This is a genomic window from Pseudomonas sp. Seg1 (assembly GCF_018326005.1).
Lineage (GTDB): Bacteria > Pseudomonadota > Gammaproteobacteria > Pseudomonadales > Pseudomonadaceae > Aquipseudomonas.
In genome coordinates this window covers 3,439,901-3,457,297 of sequence record NZ_AP021903.1, presented here as the reverse complement: position 1 = coordinate 3,457,297, position 17,397 = coordinate 3,439,901, and the positions used below count along the sequence as shown (strand labels likewise).

The window sequence follows — 17,397 nt, the reverse complement described above, 5'->3', positions numbered from 1 at the left end:
TGCTCCTGAACTGAACTCATGCTTTACGTTAAGTGTTGGATAAAGAGATTGACCGGGACATCCCCAGCGCGTCGCTGATATTCAGCTCCCTGTTTTTTGTGACTGCGCCGCTCGAAAAAAGTCCCTTCAGGTTTGTGTCGGAGGCGGCGAACGGTAAAACCACCCACGTATCGCCCCAGCGCAGCGCATCGACCTGAGGTACAGCACTGTTTTCCAGCAGGGTTGCGCAACGGACCGGCACGATCACGATGGCTTGCATTCCCTCATGTTCACGGGCAAACGCGAGCACGTTGTGCGCCCGGCTGCCCAGTACCTCAAGGGCCTGATACGAACCCCGCCGGAACAACTCGGCGTGCTCGACACGCAGGTTCAGCACCTGGGCAATCAAGGCTTGCTTGATGCGCCCGTCACGCCAGTTCGACAGCATTTCCCCGACCGGCACGGGTGCCTGCAAGGCTTGCTCGCGAGCGGCGTAATCCACCGGCCGGCGGTTGTCCGGATCAACCAGGCTGAAGTCCCAGAACTCGTTGCCCTGATACAGATCCGGTACCCCCGGCACGGTCATGCGCAGCAAGGTTTGCGCCAAGCCATTCAGCGCACCCGCCGCCGCGATGCTGTTGACGGTTTTACTCAGCGCCGCGCGTAGCAGTTCACCTTCATCACCGGTCAGGAGTTTTTCGGTGAACGATTGCGCGGCGTTTTCATAGGCCTCGTTCGGTGCGCTCCAACTGCTTTGCAACTTGGCTTCGCGCAACGCTTTCTGCTGCCATTGCCAGATCCGTTTGGCGTAGTCGGCAAATCCGGCCTGATCATCGTCGCGCAGCTCCAGCGGCCAACTGCCGATCAGGGCCTGATACAAAATCAGCTCGTCGCCGGTAGACGGCATCTGCTCGTCACTGCGCACCGGCCGGGCGAGGGCACGCCACAATTCGATTTGCTCGGCATACCAATGGCTGCGCTCGCTGAGCACGGCCAGACGCGCCCGGGTGTCTTCGCCGCGTTTGTGATCGTGGGTGGCGGTGGCTAACAGGTTGTCGGGGAACGCCTCAAGGCGTTGCTGATTGAGGGCGTGGAAGTCGCTGAGCGGTGCGCTGAATTGCTCGGTGTTGTAGCCGACGTCATTGCGCGACAGCAGCACGGCGGAGCGATACAGCGCGGTGTCTTCCACGGCTTTGGCGGCCGCCGGCGACGTCAGTTGCTGGAAACGCACGCATGCATGTTTGAGGATTTTTCGTGAACGGCCTCGGGGCTTGTGTCGCCACGGCGTGCCACCGAGCCAGGCTGCCAGACAATCGAGCACCGGCCAGTCGCCTTCGCCCAGCGTCTGCCGCGCACCGTCCATGGCCTGCTGAAAGAATTCTTCATCCTGGGCCGAGCGACCCATCGCGCTGATGTAAGTGCGGTACACCGGGAAATGCACGATCAGCGCCTGCAACGCCCGACGGATCGCGCCGAGGGTCAGGTCACGGGTCATCAGGTCATCGCGGGCGACCTGCAGCAAGGCTTGAGCAACGCTTTCGAAATCGCTGGCCAGCGAGCCATTGAGGATCTGCTGACGCGCCAATTGCGCTTCTTCGATAAACGCCGCAGGGCGCTCGGTGCGGCGTTGCCACAAGTCACCGAGGATGTGTTCGCCGTCCGGATCGTGTTGCAGCAACGACAGCTGATTCATGAATTCGTAACCGGTGGTGCCGTCCACCGCCCAGTCGCGGCGCGGCGTTTCACCGTCGCCGAGGATCTTCTCGATGTAGATCGGCAGATGCCGCCCCGGTGCGAGCAGATCGACACGGCGACGCAATTTGCGACAGTAGCCGCGTGGATCGGCGAGGCCGTCGATGTGGTCGATGCGCAAACCATCGACCAGGCCTTCGGCGATCAACTGGAAGATCTTGCCGTGAGTCGCTTCGAACACCGCCGGGCGTTCGACGCGCAGACCGCCGAGCTCATTGATATCGAAGAAGCGCCGCCAGTTGATGTCGTCGGCAGCAGTGCGCCAACTGGCGAGGCGGTAACTCTGCCGTTCCAGCAATTGATGCAGCTTGTGGAAGCCTTCATCGGTAGTGGAATCGTAGGCCGTGAGGTTGCGCTGGATGGCGTCGAGCGCCGACCGATCGCTCGCCAATTGCCGCAGTTCTTCCTTTAAAGGAACGGCCAGTGAATGCGCGTCGTTCTGGTCGCTGAGCGCGCTGAAGCGCTCAGCCAGTGACCTCAGCGCATCGTCACCGTTAAGCAAATCAGCGTAATCGTTCGGGCAGATCGGGAAGTGATGGTCGTAGTGCTCGACATAAAAGCTGCCGCGCTGCGCATCAAACTGCAGTTTCAGCGTGCCTTCCTGCAACGCCACGCCGTAGTCACTGCCGAGAAACGGCAGCAACAACTGGCCTTCCATCAACGGGTCCGGCGAGTGCCATTGAATGTCGAAGAACTCGCCGTAGGGGCTCAAGCGCCCCCATTCGAGGAGGTCGAGCCACCACGGATTGTCATTGCCGCCGACCGCCATGTGGTTGGAGACGATGTCTAGAATCAGGCCCATGTCGTGGTCGCGCAGGGTGTTGACCAGCCGCCGCAGCGCCGGTTCGCCGCCCAGTTCCGGGTTGACTTGCGTCGGGTCGACCACGTCGTAGCCGTGCATCGAACCGGCGCGTGCGGCGAGCAACGGCGAGGCATAAATGTGGCTGATGCCGAGCCGGGCGAAATACGGCACCAGCGGCACCGCGTGTTCGAGGGTGAAGCCTTTATGAAATTGCAGGCGCAAGGTGGCGCGCAATGGTTGGATAAGCGATTGATTCATTGGTCACGCTCGGCAGCCTGCAGGCGCGCGCACGCCAGAAGTTCCAGACGTCGCGCGGCATCCGCGCCGTCGAGCAACGCCTCACTGGTGCCCGGCAAACGCCGCGACCAGTTCGGGTGCGTGTCGATGGTCCCCGGCAGATTGGCCTGCTCGTCAATGCCTAGCGCATCTTCAAGCGGCAGCAGCACTAGCGGCGCTCGGGTATGGCCAAGGAAACGCACGCTGGCGTCGACCACTTGATCGGCCTCGTGGGACTCTTCGCGGAAGTTCTGCGGGTCCTGACTCAGCGCACCGCGCAGACCTTCGCGCTCACGCTGGCGGTGGCGTCGCCATTCGATTTCACCGTTGGCATCGACAAAACCCAGGCGTGCATTCCAGTCGATGTCGCGGCCATGCCACCAGCCGTTGAGCGTCGGCAGATCGTGGGTGCTGGTAGTGGCTAGCGCATTGTCGGGCCAGTCGAGAATCGGTTTGAAATGGGTGTTGTCCTGTTCGAACAACAGTACGCGCATGCCGAGCATTGAACGGGCGATGAGCTTTTCCTGGAGACCGTCGGGCACGGTGCCGAGGTCTTCACCGAGCACGATGGCTTGATGACGATGGGATTCGAGGGTCAACAAACGCAGCAGATCATCCACCGGGTAATACAGATACGCACCGTCGGCGGGCGCCGCGCCGTTGGGAATCACCCACAACCGTTGCAGGCCCATCACATGGTCGATGCGCAGGCCACCGGCGTGGGCGAAGTTGGCGCGGAGCATTTCGATGAATGCGCGAAAGCCATTGCGGATCAGGCCTTCCGGGGAAAACGCGGAAATACCCCAGCCCTGACCCGAGCGATTGAGGATGTCCGGCGGTGCGCCAACGGTCAGCGAGGCGAGCAGTTCGTCCTGAAAGCTCCAGGCCTGACTGCCGGCGCCATCGGCACCGACCGCGAGGTCGGCGATCAGGCCGATGCCCATGCCGGCGCTGCGTGCGGTGGTTTGCGCGCGTTCCAGGCACCGGTGGATCAGCCACTGGCAAAAGGCGAAGTAACCGATGCGCTCGGCGTACTCCTCGGCAAACGCTCCAAGGGCTGCGCCGCGTGGGTCATGCCAATGCTCGGGCCATTCGCGCCAGTCGAGGCTTTCGCCGCGGGCGGCGCGCATCTCTTGAATGGCCTCGAAGCGGCAATGGTTCTCCAGTGCTTCACCACCGGCGTGACGGAAACTGGCGAAGTCGGGGTGGAGCGGGTGATCGCCGGCGACAAAACCCTCGTACAAGGCTTGCAGAAGTTTCTGCTTGGCTTCGGCGGCGGCGGGCCAGTCGATGAGTTTCAGGCTTTCCAGTTGGGCAAGTTGCTCCTCCAGACCGGTGGCCTCGATGGCATCGCGCAAGGCGCGCTCGCCAAGAATCGCGCCCGGCGCGGCATACAGCGGGTTGAGGAACAGACGGCTGGACGGCGAATACGGGCTGTAACGTCCGGTGTCGGCGCTGAACATTGCATGCAACGGGCTGATCGCGAGGGCGTCGGCGCCGCGCTCACCGGCCACGCGAGCCAGTTCTTCCAAGGCCTGGGTGTCGCCAAAACCGCCATCGCCGGGGCGACGCAGGCCATACAACTGCACGCTCAGGCCCCAGGCGCGGGGGATCGGATTGTCAACCGCGTCGCCGACGCTGAAGCAGCGCTCCGGCGCTACGGCGAGCGTGAAGTATTGATCGTCAATGTGAACCTGCTGATAGCCGACCGGGATCAGGCCGGGCAGTATCGCCTCGGCGTCGAGTTTCAGGTTCATTCGCGAACCGTCCTCAAGGTGGATCTCACACGGCGTCTCAGGTTTGAAATAGCGCGCCAGATCGACGCCGATACCGACGTCACTGGTCAGCAGCGGCGGCAAATGGCGATCTTGTTGGACTTGTTGCAGTTCAAGCAGGCTGGCGTCGATTTCCTGGGCAGTGCTGGCGGGGTGGCCCAAGCCGATCAGGACATTGCGCAATACCGCCGGGGCGACTTTTTGCGGGCGGCCGTTGGCGTCGATCCAGTCGACCGCGAGGCCGGCCCGGCTGGCCAGAATTTCCAGTTGCGCATCGCTCATAGGCGCTCTCCATTCAGAGGTTGCAGAGGGGTTGCGGCCGTGAGGCTGACGAGCGCGCAATACGGGGGCAACAGGCCCTCATCCGACATTTCGATCGCAGGTGGCTTTTGAAACAGCCACACCGCGCCGGTCCGTGGAGGGTTGACCACTGCCGTATCGCTGAGGTTCAGGTCGATTCGCAGCTCACTGCCATCGCCCAGTCGCCAGCGTGCGCTGACGGCGGCGTGGCCGAGCATGTGCGCGCCCAGCGCCTGCGTGCCGGAAAGATTGGGGATGATGTAGCGATGGCGCAATTGCAGCAGTTCCCGGTACAGCGCAAGGGTTTCCTGTTGCTGCGGCGTGCCGTTGCCGAGCAGTTCGGGGCGCGACGTCTGGAAGGTTCGTTCGTCGTTGGGATCGGGGATTTGCTCGCGTTTGTGTGGATCGGTGAAGGCGCTGAACCCGGCGAATTCGTTGCGCCGGCCTTCGCGCACCAACTCGGCCAGTTCGCCGTGATGGCTGGTAAAAAACAGGAACGGCTGTTCGGCGGCAAACTCGTCGCCCATGAACATCAGCGGAATCATCGGCGACAGTAGCAACAACACCGTCGCCGCTTGCAAGGCGCGCGGATCGGCCAGTTGATGCAGACGTTCACCGAAAGCGCGGTTGCCGATCTGGTCGTGGTTCTGCAGAAACAGGACGAACGCGGTCGACGGCAGATGTTCGCTCGGCTCGCCCCGTGGTTCGCCGTGACGGGTGATATGGCCTTGAAACACGAAGCCCTGGCTCAGGCAACGGACCAACTGTTCGGTGGGTTGCAGCGCATAGTCGGCGTAATAGGCGTCGGTTTCCCCGGTCAGCAACACGTGCAGGGCGTTATGGCCGTCGTCGTTCCACTGCGCGTCGTAGTCTTCTTCCAGCAAGCTCGACTGGTTGAGCTCATTCTCGACGGTCAGCCAGACATGGCGGCCGGGATCAACCTGTTGGCGAATGCGCTGCGCCAGTTTTCGTAGAAAACGCGGGTCCTCAATGGCGTGTACGGCGTCCAGACGCAAGCCGTCGAAGCGATACTCCAGCAACCACATCAGTGCGTTTTCGATGAAAAACTCGCGAACTTCACGACGCCGAAAATCGATCCCGGCGCCCCATGGCGTGTGCTTGTCCTCGCGGAAAAAGCCTTTGGCGTAGCGGCTCAGGTAGTTGCCGTCGGGGCCGAAGTGGTTGTAGACCACGTCAAGAATCACCGCCAGACCGTGGCCGTGGGCGGTGTCGATCAAGTGTTTGAGCTGTTCCGGCGTGCCGTAGGACGCTTGCGGTGCGTAGTGCAGGACGCCGTCGTAGCCCCAGTTGCGGTCACCGGGGAATTGTGCGATCGGCATCAGTTCGATGGCGGTGATACCCAACTCTGCGAGCCGCGCCAGATGCTGTTCAACTGCCGCAAAGCCGCCCAGCGCGCCGACATGCAACTCATAGATGACCGCTTCGTTCCACGGCCGCCCGTGCCAGGTAGTGTGTTGCCATTGATAAGCGTCAGGGTCGACCACCACGCTGTAGCGGTCGATGTCGCCATCCTGGGCGCGGGAGGCGGGGTCAGGCACCTCCATTTCACCATCGATGTTGTAGCGGTAACGCGTGCCCGCCGGACAGCGGGCCTTGATCATGAACCAGCCGTTTGCCTGGGGCAGCATCGGCAGCGACTGGCCATCTTGCAGTTCGACGCTTACGGAAAACGCGTCAGGTGCCCACAGTGCAAATTGTGTGTGTTCGGCGTCCAGCTTGATCGCGCCGTGGGGCCAGTTCTCTTGGGTCCGTAACGGCATCGTGGAAAACTCCCTGATTATTTGTGGTGTGCTTTACCCAGCGCCTTGGCGACCAGTTGTTCGTAAAGTTCAGCGTACGGTTCGACGGCTTTGCACCAATTGAACGGTGCGGCCATTGCGCGGCAACGCATGGCGTTGAGCAGTTCGGGAAAGGCGAACACCTTGAACGCGCGGCTCAGGGCTTCGCGGTAACTCTCGACGGTGGATTCGTCGAAGAGGAAACCGGTCACGCCGTTTTCGATGGTGTCGGCCAGGCCGCCGGTATTGCGCGCCACCGGCAACGAGCCGAAACGCTGGGCGTACATCTGACTCAAGCCACACGGTTCGTAACGCGAAGGCATCAACAGGAAATCGCTGCCGGCAAACATGCGGCGGGCGTCGGTTTCGTTGAAGCCGATGCGCACGCCGACCTGACCGGGGAAGCGCAATGCCAGTTCGCGCATGGCTTGCTCTTCTTCCGGTTCGCCACGGCCGATGATCGCGATCTGGCCGCCGTTCTGCACGATGTACTCGGAGACCGCTTCGGTCAGATCCAGACCTTTCTGGTAGACGAGCCGCGAAACCACGGCAAACAATGGGCCTTCGGAGTCTTTCAAGCCGAACAATTCGCGAACGTGAGCGGCGTTGACCGCTTTGCCTTCCCAGTCGCCGATGTGGAACGGCGCGAACAGGTGTGGATCGGTGGCCGCGTCCCAGCTTTCGTCAATGCCGTTGGGGATGCCGCTGAGCAAGCCTTGCTGGGTCTTGGCGGCAAGAAAGCCGTCGAGGCCGCAGCCGAAATCCGGGGTGGTGATTTCCTGTGCGTAGGTGGCGCTGACCGTGGTGATGTGGCTCGAATAGGCCATGCCGGCCTTGAGGAACGACATCTTGCCGTAGAACTCCATGCCTTCCTGTTGCAGCGCGTGGGTCGGAATGCCCAGCTCCGGGCAAGAGCCGAGGCTGGTCACGCCTTGGTAGGCGAGGTTGTGAATGGTGAACAGCGTCGGGGTGCGTTGACCGCGCCAGTGCATATAAGCAGGCGCCAGGCCAGCCGGCCAGTCATGGGCGTGCACCAGATCCGGGCACCAGTGGATTTGCGCGAGGTTGGCGGCGATATCGGCGGCGGCCAGGCCCAGACGGGCGAAACGAATGTGGTTGTCCGGCCAGTCGCGGCCGTTGTTGGCGCCGTAGGGCGAGCCTTCCCGCTCGTACAGTTCGGGGCAGATCAGCACGTAGATCACCAGCCCGTCCGGCATGTCCATGCGCCCGATCTTGCACGGCGGCAGCGCTGCATGGCCGCCCAGTTCGCCGATGATATGAATAGGGTTTTCGCTGTGCATCACTTGCGGATAACCGGGGATCAACACCCGTACGTCATGCAGATGCGCCATGGCACGGGGCAGGGCGGCGGAAACGTCACCGAGGCCGCCGGTCTTCACCAGATCGGCAATTTCCGAGGTGACGAACAACACTTTTTTCTTGTTGGGATTCTGACTCGCTACCGGAGTCAGCGTCTTGGTGCCGGGGATGTTGATCGATCGGCTGCCGGGAACGCTGACGGTGCTCGCTTCGCCTACTGACTGCTGAGCACGTTCTCCCTGAATATCCAATGCCGCACTGATCATATGAATCTCCCGTGTCGTTGATCTGATTCTTGTCTTGAACAAACCCTGTCCATGACCACGTCCTGTGGCCGGGCGCAAACGCGCCGCGCATCGGTAAGCAAACGCTACCCAACACGCGCAAGCAGAATGGGTGAAGAGGCCATTGCAAGGATTGCACCAGTCGCTTTGGCCCTGCCTTTCAGATGACCCGGCGCGATCAGCAAAAGTTTCGATAATTTTTCCAGTTTGCGACCGGCCGGTTTTGCCCCGCGAAAATCAGTCTAGGCCAGATCCTAGAGCGGGCCAGAGCAAATGGGTAAATTGTTCGACAATCGGTTGGGGGGCCACGGAAATCGCGGTGTGAGGGTGCAAACGCACCGACGAAGTGCAGGTTTTTTGGCAGGCGCGGATCAAAACGGTGACTGATTAGTCACAATTTCGTGCTAGCGGGGAGGGCGGTCGCACTGTTGTGGTGCGAACAGTTTGTTGATTTGTTGCTTCTGAAGACTCTGCGCGAGCAAGCCCGCTCCCACAGCGGATTTCTGTTGTTACACAAATCTTGTGGCCAGCACAGATCCCTGTGGGAGCGGCCTTGCGAGCGAAGGCGTCGGTGAATCCACCCACAGCCATCGGGCAGGCGTCAGTTCAGTTGGCGAAGCGGATTGCCGGCCGCCCAGGCTTGAATATCCTCGATCATCTGCGAAAAGAACTGCTCATAGTTCTGCCGACTGACATAGCCCACGTGGGGCGTCGCCAGCACATTGCCCAGTGTGCGAAACGGGTGCAGTGCCGGCAAAGGCTCCTGCTCGAATACATCTAGCGCTGCACCGGCAATGCGCTGTTTTTGTAATGCCTTGATCAGTGCCGCTTCATCGACAATCGGCCCACGGGCAGTGTTGACCAGCAGTGCCGTCGGCTTCATCCAGTCCAGTGCCTGCGCATCGACCAGCCCGCGACTGCGTTCGCTGAGCACCAGATGCACCGACAGCACATCGGCCTGTTCGAACAATTGCTGCTTGCTCACATAGGTCACGCCGACCTGCTGTGCGCGTTCAGCGGTAAGGTTTTCGCTCCAGGCAATCACGCGCATACCGAACACCTGTCCGAACTGCGCTACACGCTGGCCGATACTGCCCAGCCCGAGGATACCCAAAGTCTTGCCATGCAGATCGCCACCCAGGCCCTGCTGCCAGCGGCCTGCACGCAATGAGTTGGCTTCATTCAGCAGATTGCGCGTGGCGGCCATGATCAGCGCCCAAGTCAGTTCCGGCGCGGCATGTTTGTAGCTGTCGGTGCCGCAGACCTTGATGCCCAGTGCCGCCGCAGCCGCCATGTCGAGTGCGGCATTGCGCATGCCTCCGGTGACCAGCAGCTTGAGATTGGGCAAGCGCTTGAGCAGGTCTTCGTCGAACCGTGTGCGTTCGCGCATCACACAGATCACCTGGTATTGGCCGAGGCGCTCGGCCAGGGTCGCGTTGTCGGCCGGGTAATCGTGTTCGAACGTCACCTCACCGAGGCTATCGAGTACCGACCAGTCGACCACGTCGCGAGCCACGTCCTGCCAGTCATCGATCACTGCAATCTGCACCGCCATCAGCCTTACCTCATCAACGAACGGGATTGATTTTGTCCAGCCAGCCGAGCAGCGCCTGATGGAACTGCGTCGGTTCTTCCATTTGCGGCGCGTGGCCCATGCCGGGGAATTCCACCAGTGTCGACTGCGGGATCAGCTTCGCCACTTGTTTGCCGAGCACGTCATAGTGACCGATTTTCGCTTTCACCTCGGGTGGCGCGAGGTCTTTGCCGATGGCGGTGGTGTCCGACGTACCGATCAGCAGCAGTGTCGGCATTTTCAGGTCTTTGAACTCGTAATACACCGGCTGGGTGAAAATCATGTCGTAGATCAGCGCCGAGTTCCATGCCACCTGGGTTTTGCCCGGGCCCTTGCTCAGGCCGGCGAGCATGTCGACCCAGCGGTCGAATTCCGGTTTCCAGCGGCCATCGTAGTAGGTGGTGCGCTCGTATTCACGAATGCCTTGGGCGCTGACTTTCAGCTCGCGCTGGTACCACTGATCCACGGTGCGGTACGGCACGCCGAGGGCTTTCCAGTCTTCCAGACCGATCGGGTTGACTAGTGCCAGTTGATCGACCTGCTCTGGGAACAACAGCGCATAACGCGTAGCGAGCATGCCGCCGGTGGAGTGACCTAAAAGGGTGGCCTTCTGAATGCCCAACGCCTTGAGCAATTGCTGGGTGTTGGTCGCCAGTTGCTGGAAGCTGTACTGATAATTGTCCGGTTTGCTGGAGGTGCAAAAGCCGATCTGATCCGGTGCGATGACCCGGTATCCAGCCTCGCTCAGTGCCTTGATCGAACTGTCCCAGGTGGCGGCGCAAAAGTTTTTGCCGTGCATCAGCACCACTGTGCGGCCGTTGGCCTTGCCGTGGGCGGCGACGTCCATGTAACCCATTTGCAGGGATTTGCCCTGGGACTGGAAAGCGAAATGTTTAAGCGTGTAGGGATATTCGAAGCCTTGCAGCTCCGGGCCGTACGCCGGGCCTTCGGCTGATGCGGCGGCGTGGGCGAACAGGGGGAGGGCAGCGGTAAGGAGCAGGCCCGGCAACCAACGGGAAATCGTGACAGACATAAGGTCAAACTCCGTTTGAAATCGGCCGATGCTGGAATGACCGGATTAGGGCGACGTTAAACACAGGCAACGCCTGGCACTGATCGTTCACCCCAGCCAGCCCAGCGTCAGCATCGCCAACACGGCATAACGCGCGCCTTTGGCGAGGGTGACGATAAAGAGAAAGCGCCCAAGTGGCTCGCGCATGACGCCGGCAATCAGTGTCAGCGGATCACCGATGACGGGCAGCCAACTGAGCAACAGCGACCAATGCCCGTAACGTTCATAGTGTCGGCGTGCCGTGGCCATGTGTCTGGCGCTGACCGGAAACCAGCGCCGATCCTGAAAACGTTCCAGCCCACGGCCCAGCCACCAGTTGACCAGCGAGCCGAGTACATTGCCCACGGTCGCCACCGCCAGCAAACCCCAGAGCCAGTACCGGTCGCTGACAATCAGCCCGACCAGCAACGCCTCGGATTGCAGCGGTAACAGAGTCGCTGCGCCAAAAGCGGCAAAGAACAATCCGAGGTACGCGGCGCCCATCAATGGGCCGGGTAGTCCGCCACCACTACGTCAGATCCATCCTTTTTCAGGCCGATCACTTGATAGGCATCGCTCATGCCGTCCATTTCCATGCCCGGCGAGCCCATCGGCATGCCCGGCGCGGCAACACCGAGCAGATCGTCGCGCTTGCTCAGGGCCAGCACCTGTTCTGCCGGCACGTGGCCTTCGACGAATTTGCCATTGATGATTGCGGTGTGGCACGAAGCCAGGCGCGGTGGCACGCCATGTTGTTGCTTGAAGCTGCTCATGTCGCTTTCGACGTGATCTTCAACCTTGAAACCATTGGCTTCCAGGTGGCTGATCCATTTTTTGCAGCAGCCGCAGTTGGCGTCGCGATGCACTTCGATAGGGATCAAATCGGCGGCCTGGGCCAGGGAGGAGATGAACAGGGCGCTCAGGGCGAGCAGACGCAGATGGGTTCGCATAACGGATTCTCGGCTCGGGTGACGATCGGAAAGCACGCATTTTGAACGGTTTTTTCCGCCGGGCATCAACGCAATGTTTCCAGTTGTTGCAACGCGGACAGGCAGGATGATCGTAGATCACGGCTGACAGCTTGCTGAGCGCGAGATGACAATGTTGTCAGGTGGCCACGAATGACTATTGCGTGAACGAAGTAGAACCCTGTGGGAGCGGGCTTGCCCGCGATGGCGCAGAGTCAGTCAATGAATGTCTGACTGACCGGGCCCCATCGCTGGCAAGCCAGCTCCCACAGGGGTTATCTGATTGGCGAAAATCCCTGCACGAATCAGCGGACCTTGAAGCGCCCCATGATCGCACTCACCCGGCCATTGGCTTCCAGCAACTGACGGGTGTTGAGTTCGCTGGCCTGGCCGCTCTGCACCAGTTCATCAACCATGTGGCGGATCTGCACCATGCTGCGATTGATTTCTTCGGTCACTGCACTTTGCTGTTCGGCGGCGGTGGCAATCTGCGTGCTGAGGCTGTTGATGTGGCTGACCGAGCCGGCCATTTCATCCAGCCCGGAGTTGACCCGGGCGGTGGCGTCGGCGGCCGACTGACAGCTGGCCTGGGTGTTTTCCATGGCACTGACCGACGAACTCACGCCTTGCGTCAGACGCGTCAACATCTCGTTGATTTCCGAAGTGCTGGCCTGGGTGCGGGCGGCGAGGGCGCGGACTTCGTCGGCGACCACGGCAAACCCGCGGCCCTGTTCACCGGCACGGGCCGCTTCAATGGCGGCGTTGAGGGCCAGCAGATTGGTCTGGCCGGCAATCGCGCCGATCACGCCGAGAATCTCGGTGATGCGCTGGGCGTCCTGTTGCATGTTTTCAACTTTATGGGTGGCGCTGGCCACCTCGTCGATCAGTGCCACCACGCTGTTGGTTGCCTCGCCGACGACCACCCGCGAACGGTCGGCGTTTTCGTTGGCACGTTGGGTAAACGCTGCGGTTTCAGCGGCGTTCTGCGCCACGCTTTCGGCGGTCGAACTCATCTCGGTAATGGCGGTGACGGTCTGATCGGTTTCCGAGGCGTGACGCAGGAGAATCTGGCTGGTGTGCGTCGACGTGCGTTGCAGGTTGTCGAGGCTCGACGCCATGGCGCCGGTGGCCTGAGTGACTTCGCCGATCATGTTTTGCAGGTAGGCGATAAAGGTGTTGACCGAGTGACCGATGGCGCCGAGTTCGTCTTCGGCGCGGATGGTGATGCGTCGGGTCAGGTCGGCATCGCCGCTGGACAGTAAATCGATGTTGGCTTTCAGCGCTTTCATGCGCTGCACCAACTGGCGAATCGCATAGATCTGCAGCAATACCAACAGGATCACCAGCGGTATCTGCAACAGGCTCAGGGTGCTGAGCACGTCGTCACGCTGGGCGGTGAGCATTTGGGTCGGCAGGGCGGTGGCGAGGAACCACGGTGTGCCTTCGATCGGGCGCATGAAGAAAGTGCTGTCCTGGCCGTTGTTGTCGAACTCGACGCGCTGCGCCTGATCGCGATTTTGCAGGCCGGCCTTGACCTGGCTGGCGAAGGTTGAGTTGGTGGCCAGTTCGCTGATGTTCTTCAGCACGATCGGGCCGCTGATGCGCGAACTGTTGCTGATGATCTTGCCGTCGGCCTCGACGATGAGCATTTCGGCGTTGAGGTCTTTTTCCTTGCGGGCCACCAGGTCATTGAAAAAGCCCAGGGTCACGTCAATGGTCGAGACGCCCCAGGCGTTGCCGTTTTTCTGGATAGCCATGGCGCAGTTGGTGCGCGGCTCGGCACTGGCGTCATCTTTATAGGCCGCCGCCCAGGCGCACTGACCGCGAGGTGTGGCCATGCCGCCCTTGTACCAGCTCTGGTCGTAATAGTTGGGCGCCGCATCGCTGTTCCAGAACGTGTTTACGGCCAGTTTGCCCGAGGCATCGCGGTGCCAGAAGGTGCTGAACTTGTTGCGTCCGGCTTCACGCTGGCCCGGCAAAGGCCAGATCCCGCCGCCAAACACTTTCAATTCGCCGTACTGATCCACCAATCCCGGCAATACCGTGTCGATGGCTGCACTGTCGAGCAACGGAATAGTCTGGGTGATGCTGCGTTGCTGGGCCTGAACCTTGTTCAGTTCGCCCTGAATCTGCTCGGCGACTTCAGCGATGCGGTTGAGCACTACCTGTTCTTCGGTATGCCGCAGTTTGGGCGCAACCAGTTGGCTGATGCCCGCGACGGTCAGTACCGACAGCAGCAGAATGAACAGAACCAGAAACAGCGTGTAGCGAGCCTGAATAGTGCGGAATGCGGGCATGGAGACCGGTCCTTGAGCTGCAATTCTTATTAGGGGCGGGGGATAAAACAGTGCGGGTATCCCTAACGTATCGTCGCCGCTGCGAGAAGCTTTAGGTACAGCCGTCCTAAAAAGCCCTGTGGCGATGACCGGTTAGTATCGAGTCTGATACAGGCAACCTCAGGAACCTGTCCGTTAGAGCAAAAGATCTATTGAAAGCTTTTCAAGCGAGGGCGTGCAGGCCAGCATTTATGGGCGTTTGCTGGTTTGTATCGAGAATGTACAAGAATTGTAAAAAGGCGCACTAAAAGGGTTGGTGCTATCAGTTAGCCGGTAGATACTCCCCGGCATTCGAATGGTTCAACAAGGACATTTCATGTTTATTGCACAGGGAGTTTTCTCATGACGATCGGCATAGTCGGCGGTTGGGAGAGCAAGGCTGGCGTGATGGTGCGTAACACTGGCGCGAAGAAACAGGTGGCTCAAAGCGTCAAGGTGCAGCAAATGCTCACCATGGTGGGGAATGATCCCAACGCTATCAATACCGCCGAAATGGACAAGCAAGGCCTGCGCAAGAACATCAAGGGCTTCGATCCTGCGAACGTTTCGGTCAAACAGATGGGCAACCTTGCCGCCATGCTGCGTAGCCGCGGGCTGATTTCCGAGATCACATCTTTTACGCTGATGAACGCCGGCGACAAGTTTGACCGTTTCGGCGTGACCAAAGACATTGATGTCAAATTCAACGCACTGGAATATTTCGCGACTCAGCTTGATGCGATCCAGAACAATGGCCTCAATGGCAACGCTTACGGCAAAGCGCTGATCCCTGAGTACAAAAAAGCCATCTACGTCCTGCAGAATCTCAAGACGTATGGTGAAGGCAACGCGCCGAAGCCGATCGACCAAGGCGTTAAAGCCAAGGCTTGAGACGTTAATGTGGCCCGCCCGACATCGAGCGGGCCTTGGTCGAAAACCGGCACCGCGTTCAAACCTGCGGTGGCGGGCTCTCGCTCAAGTGAGCGGCGAGTTCCTGTTGGGCCTGATCATGCAGGTGCTGCATGTGCGGACAGGGCAATGTCAGCTGCCGTGACCGGAACCCCCGGTGAAACAGCGCCAGCCATCCCCCCCCTTTACCTTCCATGGGCGCCAGCCCGGTAAAGAAAAAGCCAATCGCGTTCAGCCGGGTCAGGTCCCAGGCAAAGTGCCGCGACAGTCGCAGTTGAAGCGAAATCAGCCATTGCCGAGGCAGTTCGCGTAATTGTTTGAGCAGCCCGGGCCGCAGTTTTTTCAGGCGCATGTCATAACGATTAGCGTGCTTTTCCAGCTGAACGGCCGCGCCGTGCCATCGAAATGTTTGCTTCTTCGTACCGAACACCCGACCTAACTGCTGCATGAAATCCCGGTAACCGGCAGGCCAGGTTTGCCGGGGCAAGGGGCGTCGGTAGCCGTCGATGGCATAACATCCCAGGACAATTGATTCCGGCACCGGGCTATCGAACGGTGAAGGGACGTAGTCCGGCAATAATCCGGTGTTATGAAAGCCGAGGTTGATTGCCATCCGCTGCGTGTACGGATGGTGGGTGACCTGTTTGATCACGACGTTCTGACAGCCCAATGCCTGTGCGTGGGTCAATAAATGCTGGCCCAGACGTGTGGCGATATTTTGTCCCCGGGTATCCGGGTGAACCACACACAGGGCCAGTTCGGCCGTGCTGGCGTTTGGCTCGCGGAACAGCGTGGCGTGCCCGCAAATTTCCTCACCGACCACTGCAACCAGCGAGTGCCAGCGCTTGTCGGCGTGGTTCTGACTGATCATGTGCGGCAGATACACATGGGGCTGCACATAAAGGTCGCCGTACACCTTGCGAAACAATTGGCTGACGGCCGTTGCATCGGTGTCACGGTAGTTACGCAGAATCAGCGGTGGCATAGGGCACCTCCTTGTGCCTGTGTTCATAGCAGCGCAGATCTACCACGCGCATGCATTTGCCCGAGCGGGCGTGGCGTGACAGATCCCCATGGGGGCAGCACTCGATTCGCAGATTCAGCAGATGGTCTGCCCGCAGTTGCGCAATCAGCGGGTACTGTTCAACCAATCCCGCCTCCAGATCCCGGTTGACGTCGGCCACGGCGGGGGATTGCGCGGTCGCCACCCATTTCAGGCTCAGCACATCCGTGTGCCCGACCTGTTCGATCAGCAGTTGCCAGTCGTCACTGTTGGCGGTGTGCTGGATCAGCGCACCGATTTCCTGCGGCATCAGCGACAAAATCCCCAGCCGAACCCGTTGGCTGTCAGCGCTGCGGCCCTTGAGCGCGAACTTGCGCCGGGCGCTGCCTGCGGGCTCTCGCCAGCAGGCGCGGTCGCCGACCGGGTAGCGAATCAGCGGCATCAACCGACGGTGCAGACTGGTGATCACCAGCAAACCGGTGTGATCACAGGCATCGATCACGGCACCGGAATGTTCGTCGATGATTTCCACCAAGGTGTGCTCGGCATGCATTCGATGCTCGCCTTCGGCGCAGTCGCGCTGACTGCTACCGATGAAACCGGCATCGACACTGGCATAGCCGACAGAGGCAATGCGCGCGTTGGGAAATGCCAGTTCGAGTTGTTGGCGTTGCGACGCGAACAGACTTTCCCCGCCGTAAAGCAGGGTGTCGACCTCAGGCAGGGTCTGTTCCTGACGATTGAGCCACGCCGCGAAGGTCAGCAGATGTGCCGGCACGCCCGCCAGTACATTGATCTCATGCTGCACGATGGATTGCGCCAGAACGGCGGAGTCGACATTGCCGGTAAAGGGGAACTCGGTAATCTCTACGTCAACATGGGCCAGTGCGTCGTGGACGAACAGGAAGCTGGCATACAGGTCACCGGCAAAGAATAGATTGGCGACGCGATCACCGGGCTGGAATTGTGAACTCAGACTTTTGCCGAATTCACTGACCAATAAACGCCATTCATTTTGCGTATAAACAGAGAGCTTCCCGGCGCTGGTTGAACCGCCGGTTTTAAATATCAGAGCCTGTGCCACAGCGCCGGTGAGTACCGGCCATTTATTTAGCGTCTGACTGTTTTGCCAATATTCAGCAGGTTCAATCAGCGGCAGTTCGGTCAATGTTGATGTTTGTTTCGAGACGCCAGAAAAGTGTGCGCGGTAATAGCGCGAATGTTGACGAGCGTAGTTGATCAACTCGTTCAGTTGTTCGGAAGTTTTCATAATGTTCACCATTCTTGTTGT

10 protein-coding genes and 3 pseudogenes are annotated in these 17,397 nt (G+C 60.2%); 1 reads left to right on the top strand and 12 read right to left on the bottom strand.

Features of this window, described 5'->3' with window-relative positions; all coding sequences use genetic code 11:
* Nucleotides 1–23 precede the first annotated feature (23 nt).
* The 10 genes and pseudogenes from KI231_RS15280 to KI231_RS30335 all read right to left on the bottom strand — a co-directional run.
* A pseudogene (locus tag KI231_RS15280) lies at nucleotides 24–2,791 on the bottom strand (malto-oligosyltrehalose synthase).
* On the bottom strand, nucleotides 2,788–4,866 hold the full coding sequence (gene malQ, locus KI231_RS15275; protein WP_212808944.1) for a 4-alpha-glucanotransferase: 2,079 nt from the start codon (nucleotides 4,864–4,866) through the stop codon (nucleotides 2,788–2,790). The pseudogene KI231_RS15280 and the gene malQ overlap by 4 nt, the downstream one beginning before the upstream one ends.
* Nucleotides 4,863–6,665, bottom strand: a complete 1,803-nt coding sequence (gene treZ, locus KI231_RS15270; protein WP_212808943.1) for a malto-oligosyltrehalose trehalohydrolase — start codon at nucleotides 6,663–6,665, stop codon at nucleotides 4,863–4,865. The genes malQ and treZ overlap by 4 nt, the downstream gene beginning before the upstream one ends.
* A 17-nt stretch (nucleotides 6,666–6,682) precedes the next feature.
* On the bottom strand, nucleotides 6,683–8,269 hold the full coding sequence (gene glgA, locus KI231_RS15265; protein WP_103302129.1) for a glycogen synthase GlgA: 1,587 nt from the start codon (nucleotides 8,267–8,269) through the stop codon (nucleotides 6,683–6,685).
* Nucleotides 8,270–8,888: 619 nt separating this feature from the next.
* On the bottom strand, nucleotides 8,889–9,842 hold the full coding sequence (locus tag KI231_RS15260) for a D-2-hydroxyacid dehydrogenase family protein (RefSeq protein WP_212808942.1): 954 nt from the start codon (nucleotides 9,840–9,842) through the stop codon (nucleotides 8,889–8,891).
* 13 nt (nucleotides 9,843–9,855) lie between these two features.
* A complete protein-coding gene (locus KI231_RS15255; protein WP_212808941.1) occupies nucleotides 9,856–10,893 on the bottom strand; it encodes an alpha/beta fold hydrolase in 1,038 nt (345 codons plus the stop codon).
* Nucleotides 10,894–10,980: 87 nt separating this feature from the next.
* Nucleotides 10,981–11,415 (bottom strand): YqaA family protein, encoded by a 435-nt coding sequence (locus KI231_RS15250; RefSeq protein ID WP_103302126.1) that lies wholly within the window; start codon nucleotides 11,413–11,415, stop codon nucleotides 10,981–10,983.
* Nucleotides 11,415–11,861, bottom strand: coding sequence for a DUF411 domain-containing protein (locus KI231_RS15245; RefSeq protein ID WP_103302125.1), 447 nt, complete (start codon nucleotides 11,859–11,861; stop codon nucleotides 11,415–11,417). Before KI231_RS15245 ends, KI231_RS15250 begins: the two co-directional genes overlap by 1 nt.
* A gap of 323 nt (nucleotides 11,862–12,184) precedes the next feature.
* Nucleotides 12,185–12,712: pseudogene (locus KI231_RS30340) on the bottom strand (methyl-accepting chemotaxis protein); the annotation flags it as partial.
* 333 nt (nucleotides 12,713–13,045) lie between these two features.
* A pseudogene (locus tag KI231_RS30335) lies at nucleotides 13,046–14,176 on the bottom strand (HAMP domain-containing protein); the annotation flags it as partial.
* A gap of 381 nt (nucleotides 14,177–14,557) precedes the next feature.
* Here KI231_RS30335 and KI231_RS15235 point away from each other — a divergent pair.
* Nucleotides 14,558–15,085: a hypothetical protein gene (locus KI231_RS15235; RefSeq protein ID WP_103302123.1), complete on the top strand. Its 528-nt coding sequence runs from the start codon at nucleotides 14,558–14,560 to the stop codon at nucleotides 15,083–15,085.
* Between the two features lie 58 nt (nucleotides 15,086–15,143).
* Here the strand turns inward: KI231_RS15235 and KI231_RS15230 are convergent, their stop codons facing one another.
* Both KI231_RS15230 and KI231_RS15225 read right to left on the bottom strand, forming a co-directional pair.
* Nucleotides 15,144–16,088 (bottom strand): GNAT family N-acetyltransferase, encoded by a 945-nt coding sequence (locus KI231_RS15230; protein WP_212808939.1) that lies wholly within the window; start codon nucleotides 16,086–16,088, stop codon nucleotides 15,144–15,146.
* Nucleotides 16,066–17,376 (bottom strand): phenylacetate--CoA ligase family protein, encoded by a 1,311-nt coding sequence (locus tag KI231_RS15225; RefSeq protein WP_212808938.1) that lies wholly within the window; start codon nucleotides 17,374–17,376, stop codon nucleotides 16,066–16,068. Before KI231_RS15225 ends, KI231_RS15230 begins: the two co-directional genes overlap by 23 nt.
* Between the last annotated feature and the right edge of the window lie 21 nt (nucleotides 17,377–17,397).

What these genes read in the sequence shown, in the direction of transcription:
- malQ (WP_212808944.1), bottom strand. Translation starts at nt 4,866, where the DNA reads ATGAGCGATGCGCAACTGGAAATTCTGGCCAGCCGGGCCGGCCTCGCG.
- treZ (WP_212808943.1), bottom strand. Translation starts at nt 6,665, where the DNA reads ATGCCGTTACGGACCCAAGAGAACTGGCCCCACGGCGCGATCAAGCTG.
- glgA (WP_103302129.1), bottom strand. Translation starts at nt 8,269, where the DNA reads ATGATCAGTGCGGCATTGGATATTCAGGGAGAACGTGCTCAGCAGTCA.
- KI231_RS15260 (WP_212808942.1), bottom strand. Translation starts at nt 9,842, where the DNA reads ATGGCGGTGCAGATTGCAGTGATCGATGACTGGCAGGACGTGGCTCGC.
- KI231_RS15255 (WP_212808941.1), bottom strand. Translation starts at nt 10,893, where the DNA reads ATGTCTGTCACGATTTCCCGTTGGTTGCCGGGCCTGCTCCTTACCGCT.
- KI231_RS15250 (WP_103302126.1), bottom strand. Translation starts at nt 11,415, where the DNA reads ATGGGCGCCGCGTACCTCGGATTGTTCTTTGCCGCTTTTGGCGCAGCG.
- KI231_RS15245 (WP_103302125.1), bottom strand. Translation starts at nt 11,861, where the DNA reads ATGCGAACCCATCTGCGTCTGCTCGCCCTGAGCGCCCTGTTCATCTCC.
- KI231_RS15235 (WP_103302123.1), top strand. Translation starts at nt 14,558, where the DNA reads ATGACGATCGGCATAGTCGGCGGTTGGGAGAGCAAGGCTGGCGTGATG.
- KI231_RS15230 (WP_212808939.1), bottom strand. Translation starts at nt 16,088, where the DNA reads ATGCCACCGCTGATTCTGCGTAACTACCGTGACACCGATGCAACGGCC.
- KI231_RS15225 (WP_212808938.1), bottom strand. Translation starts at nt 17,376, where the DNA reads ATGAAAACTTCCGAACAACTGAACGAGTTGATCAACTACGCTCGTCAA.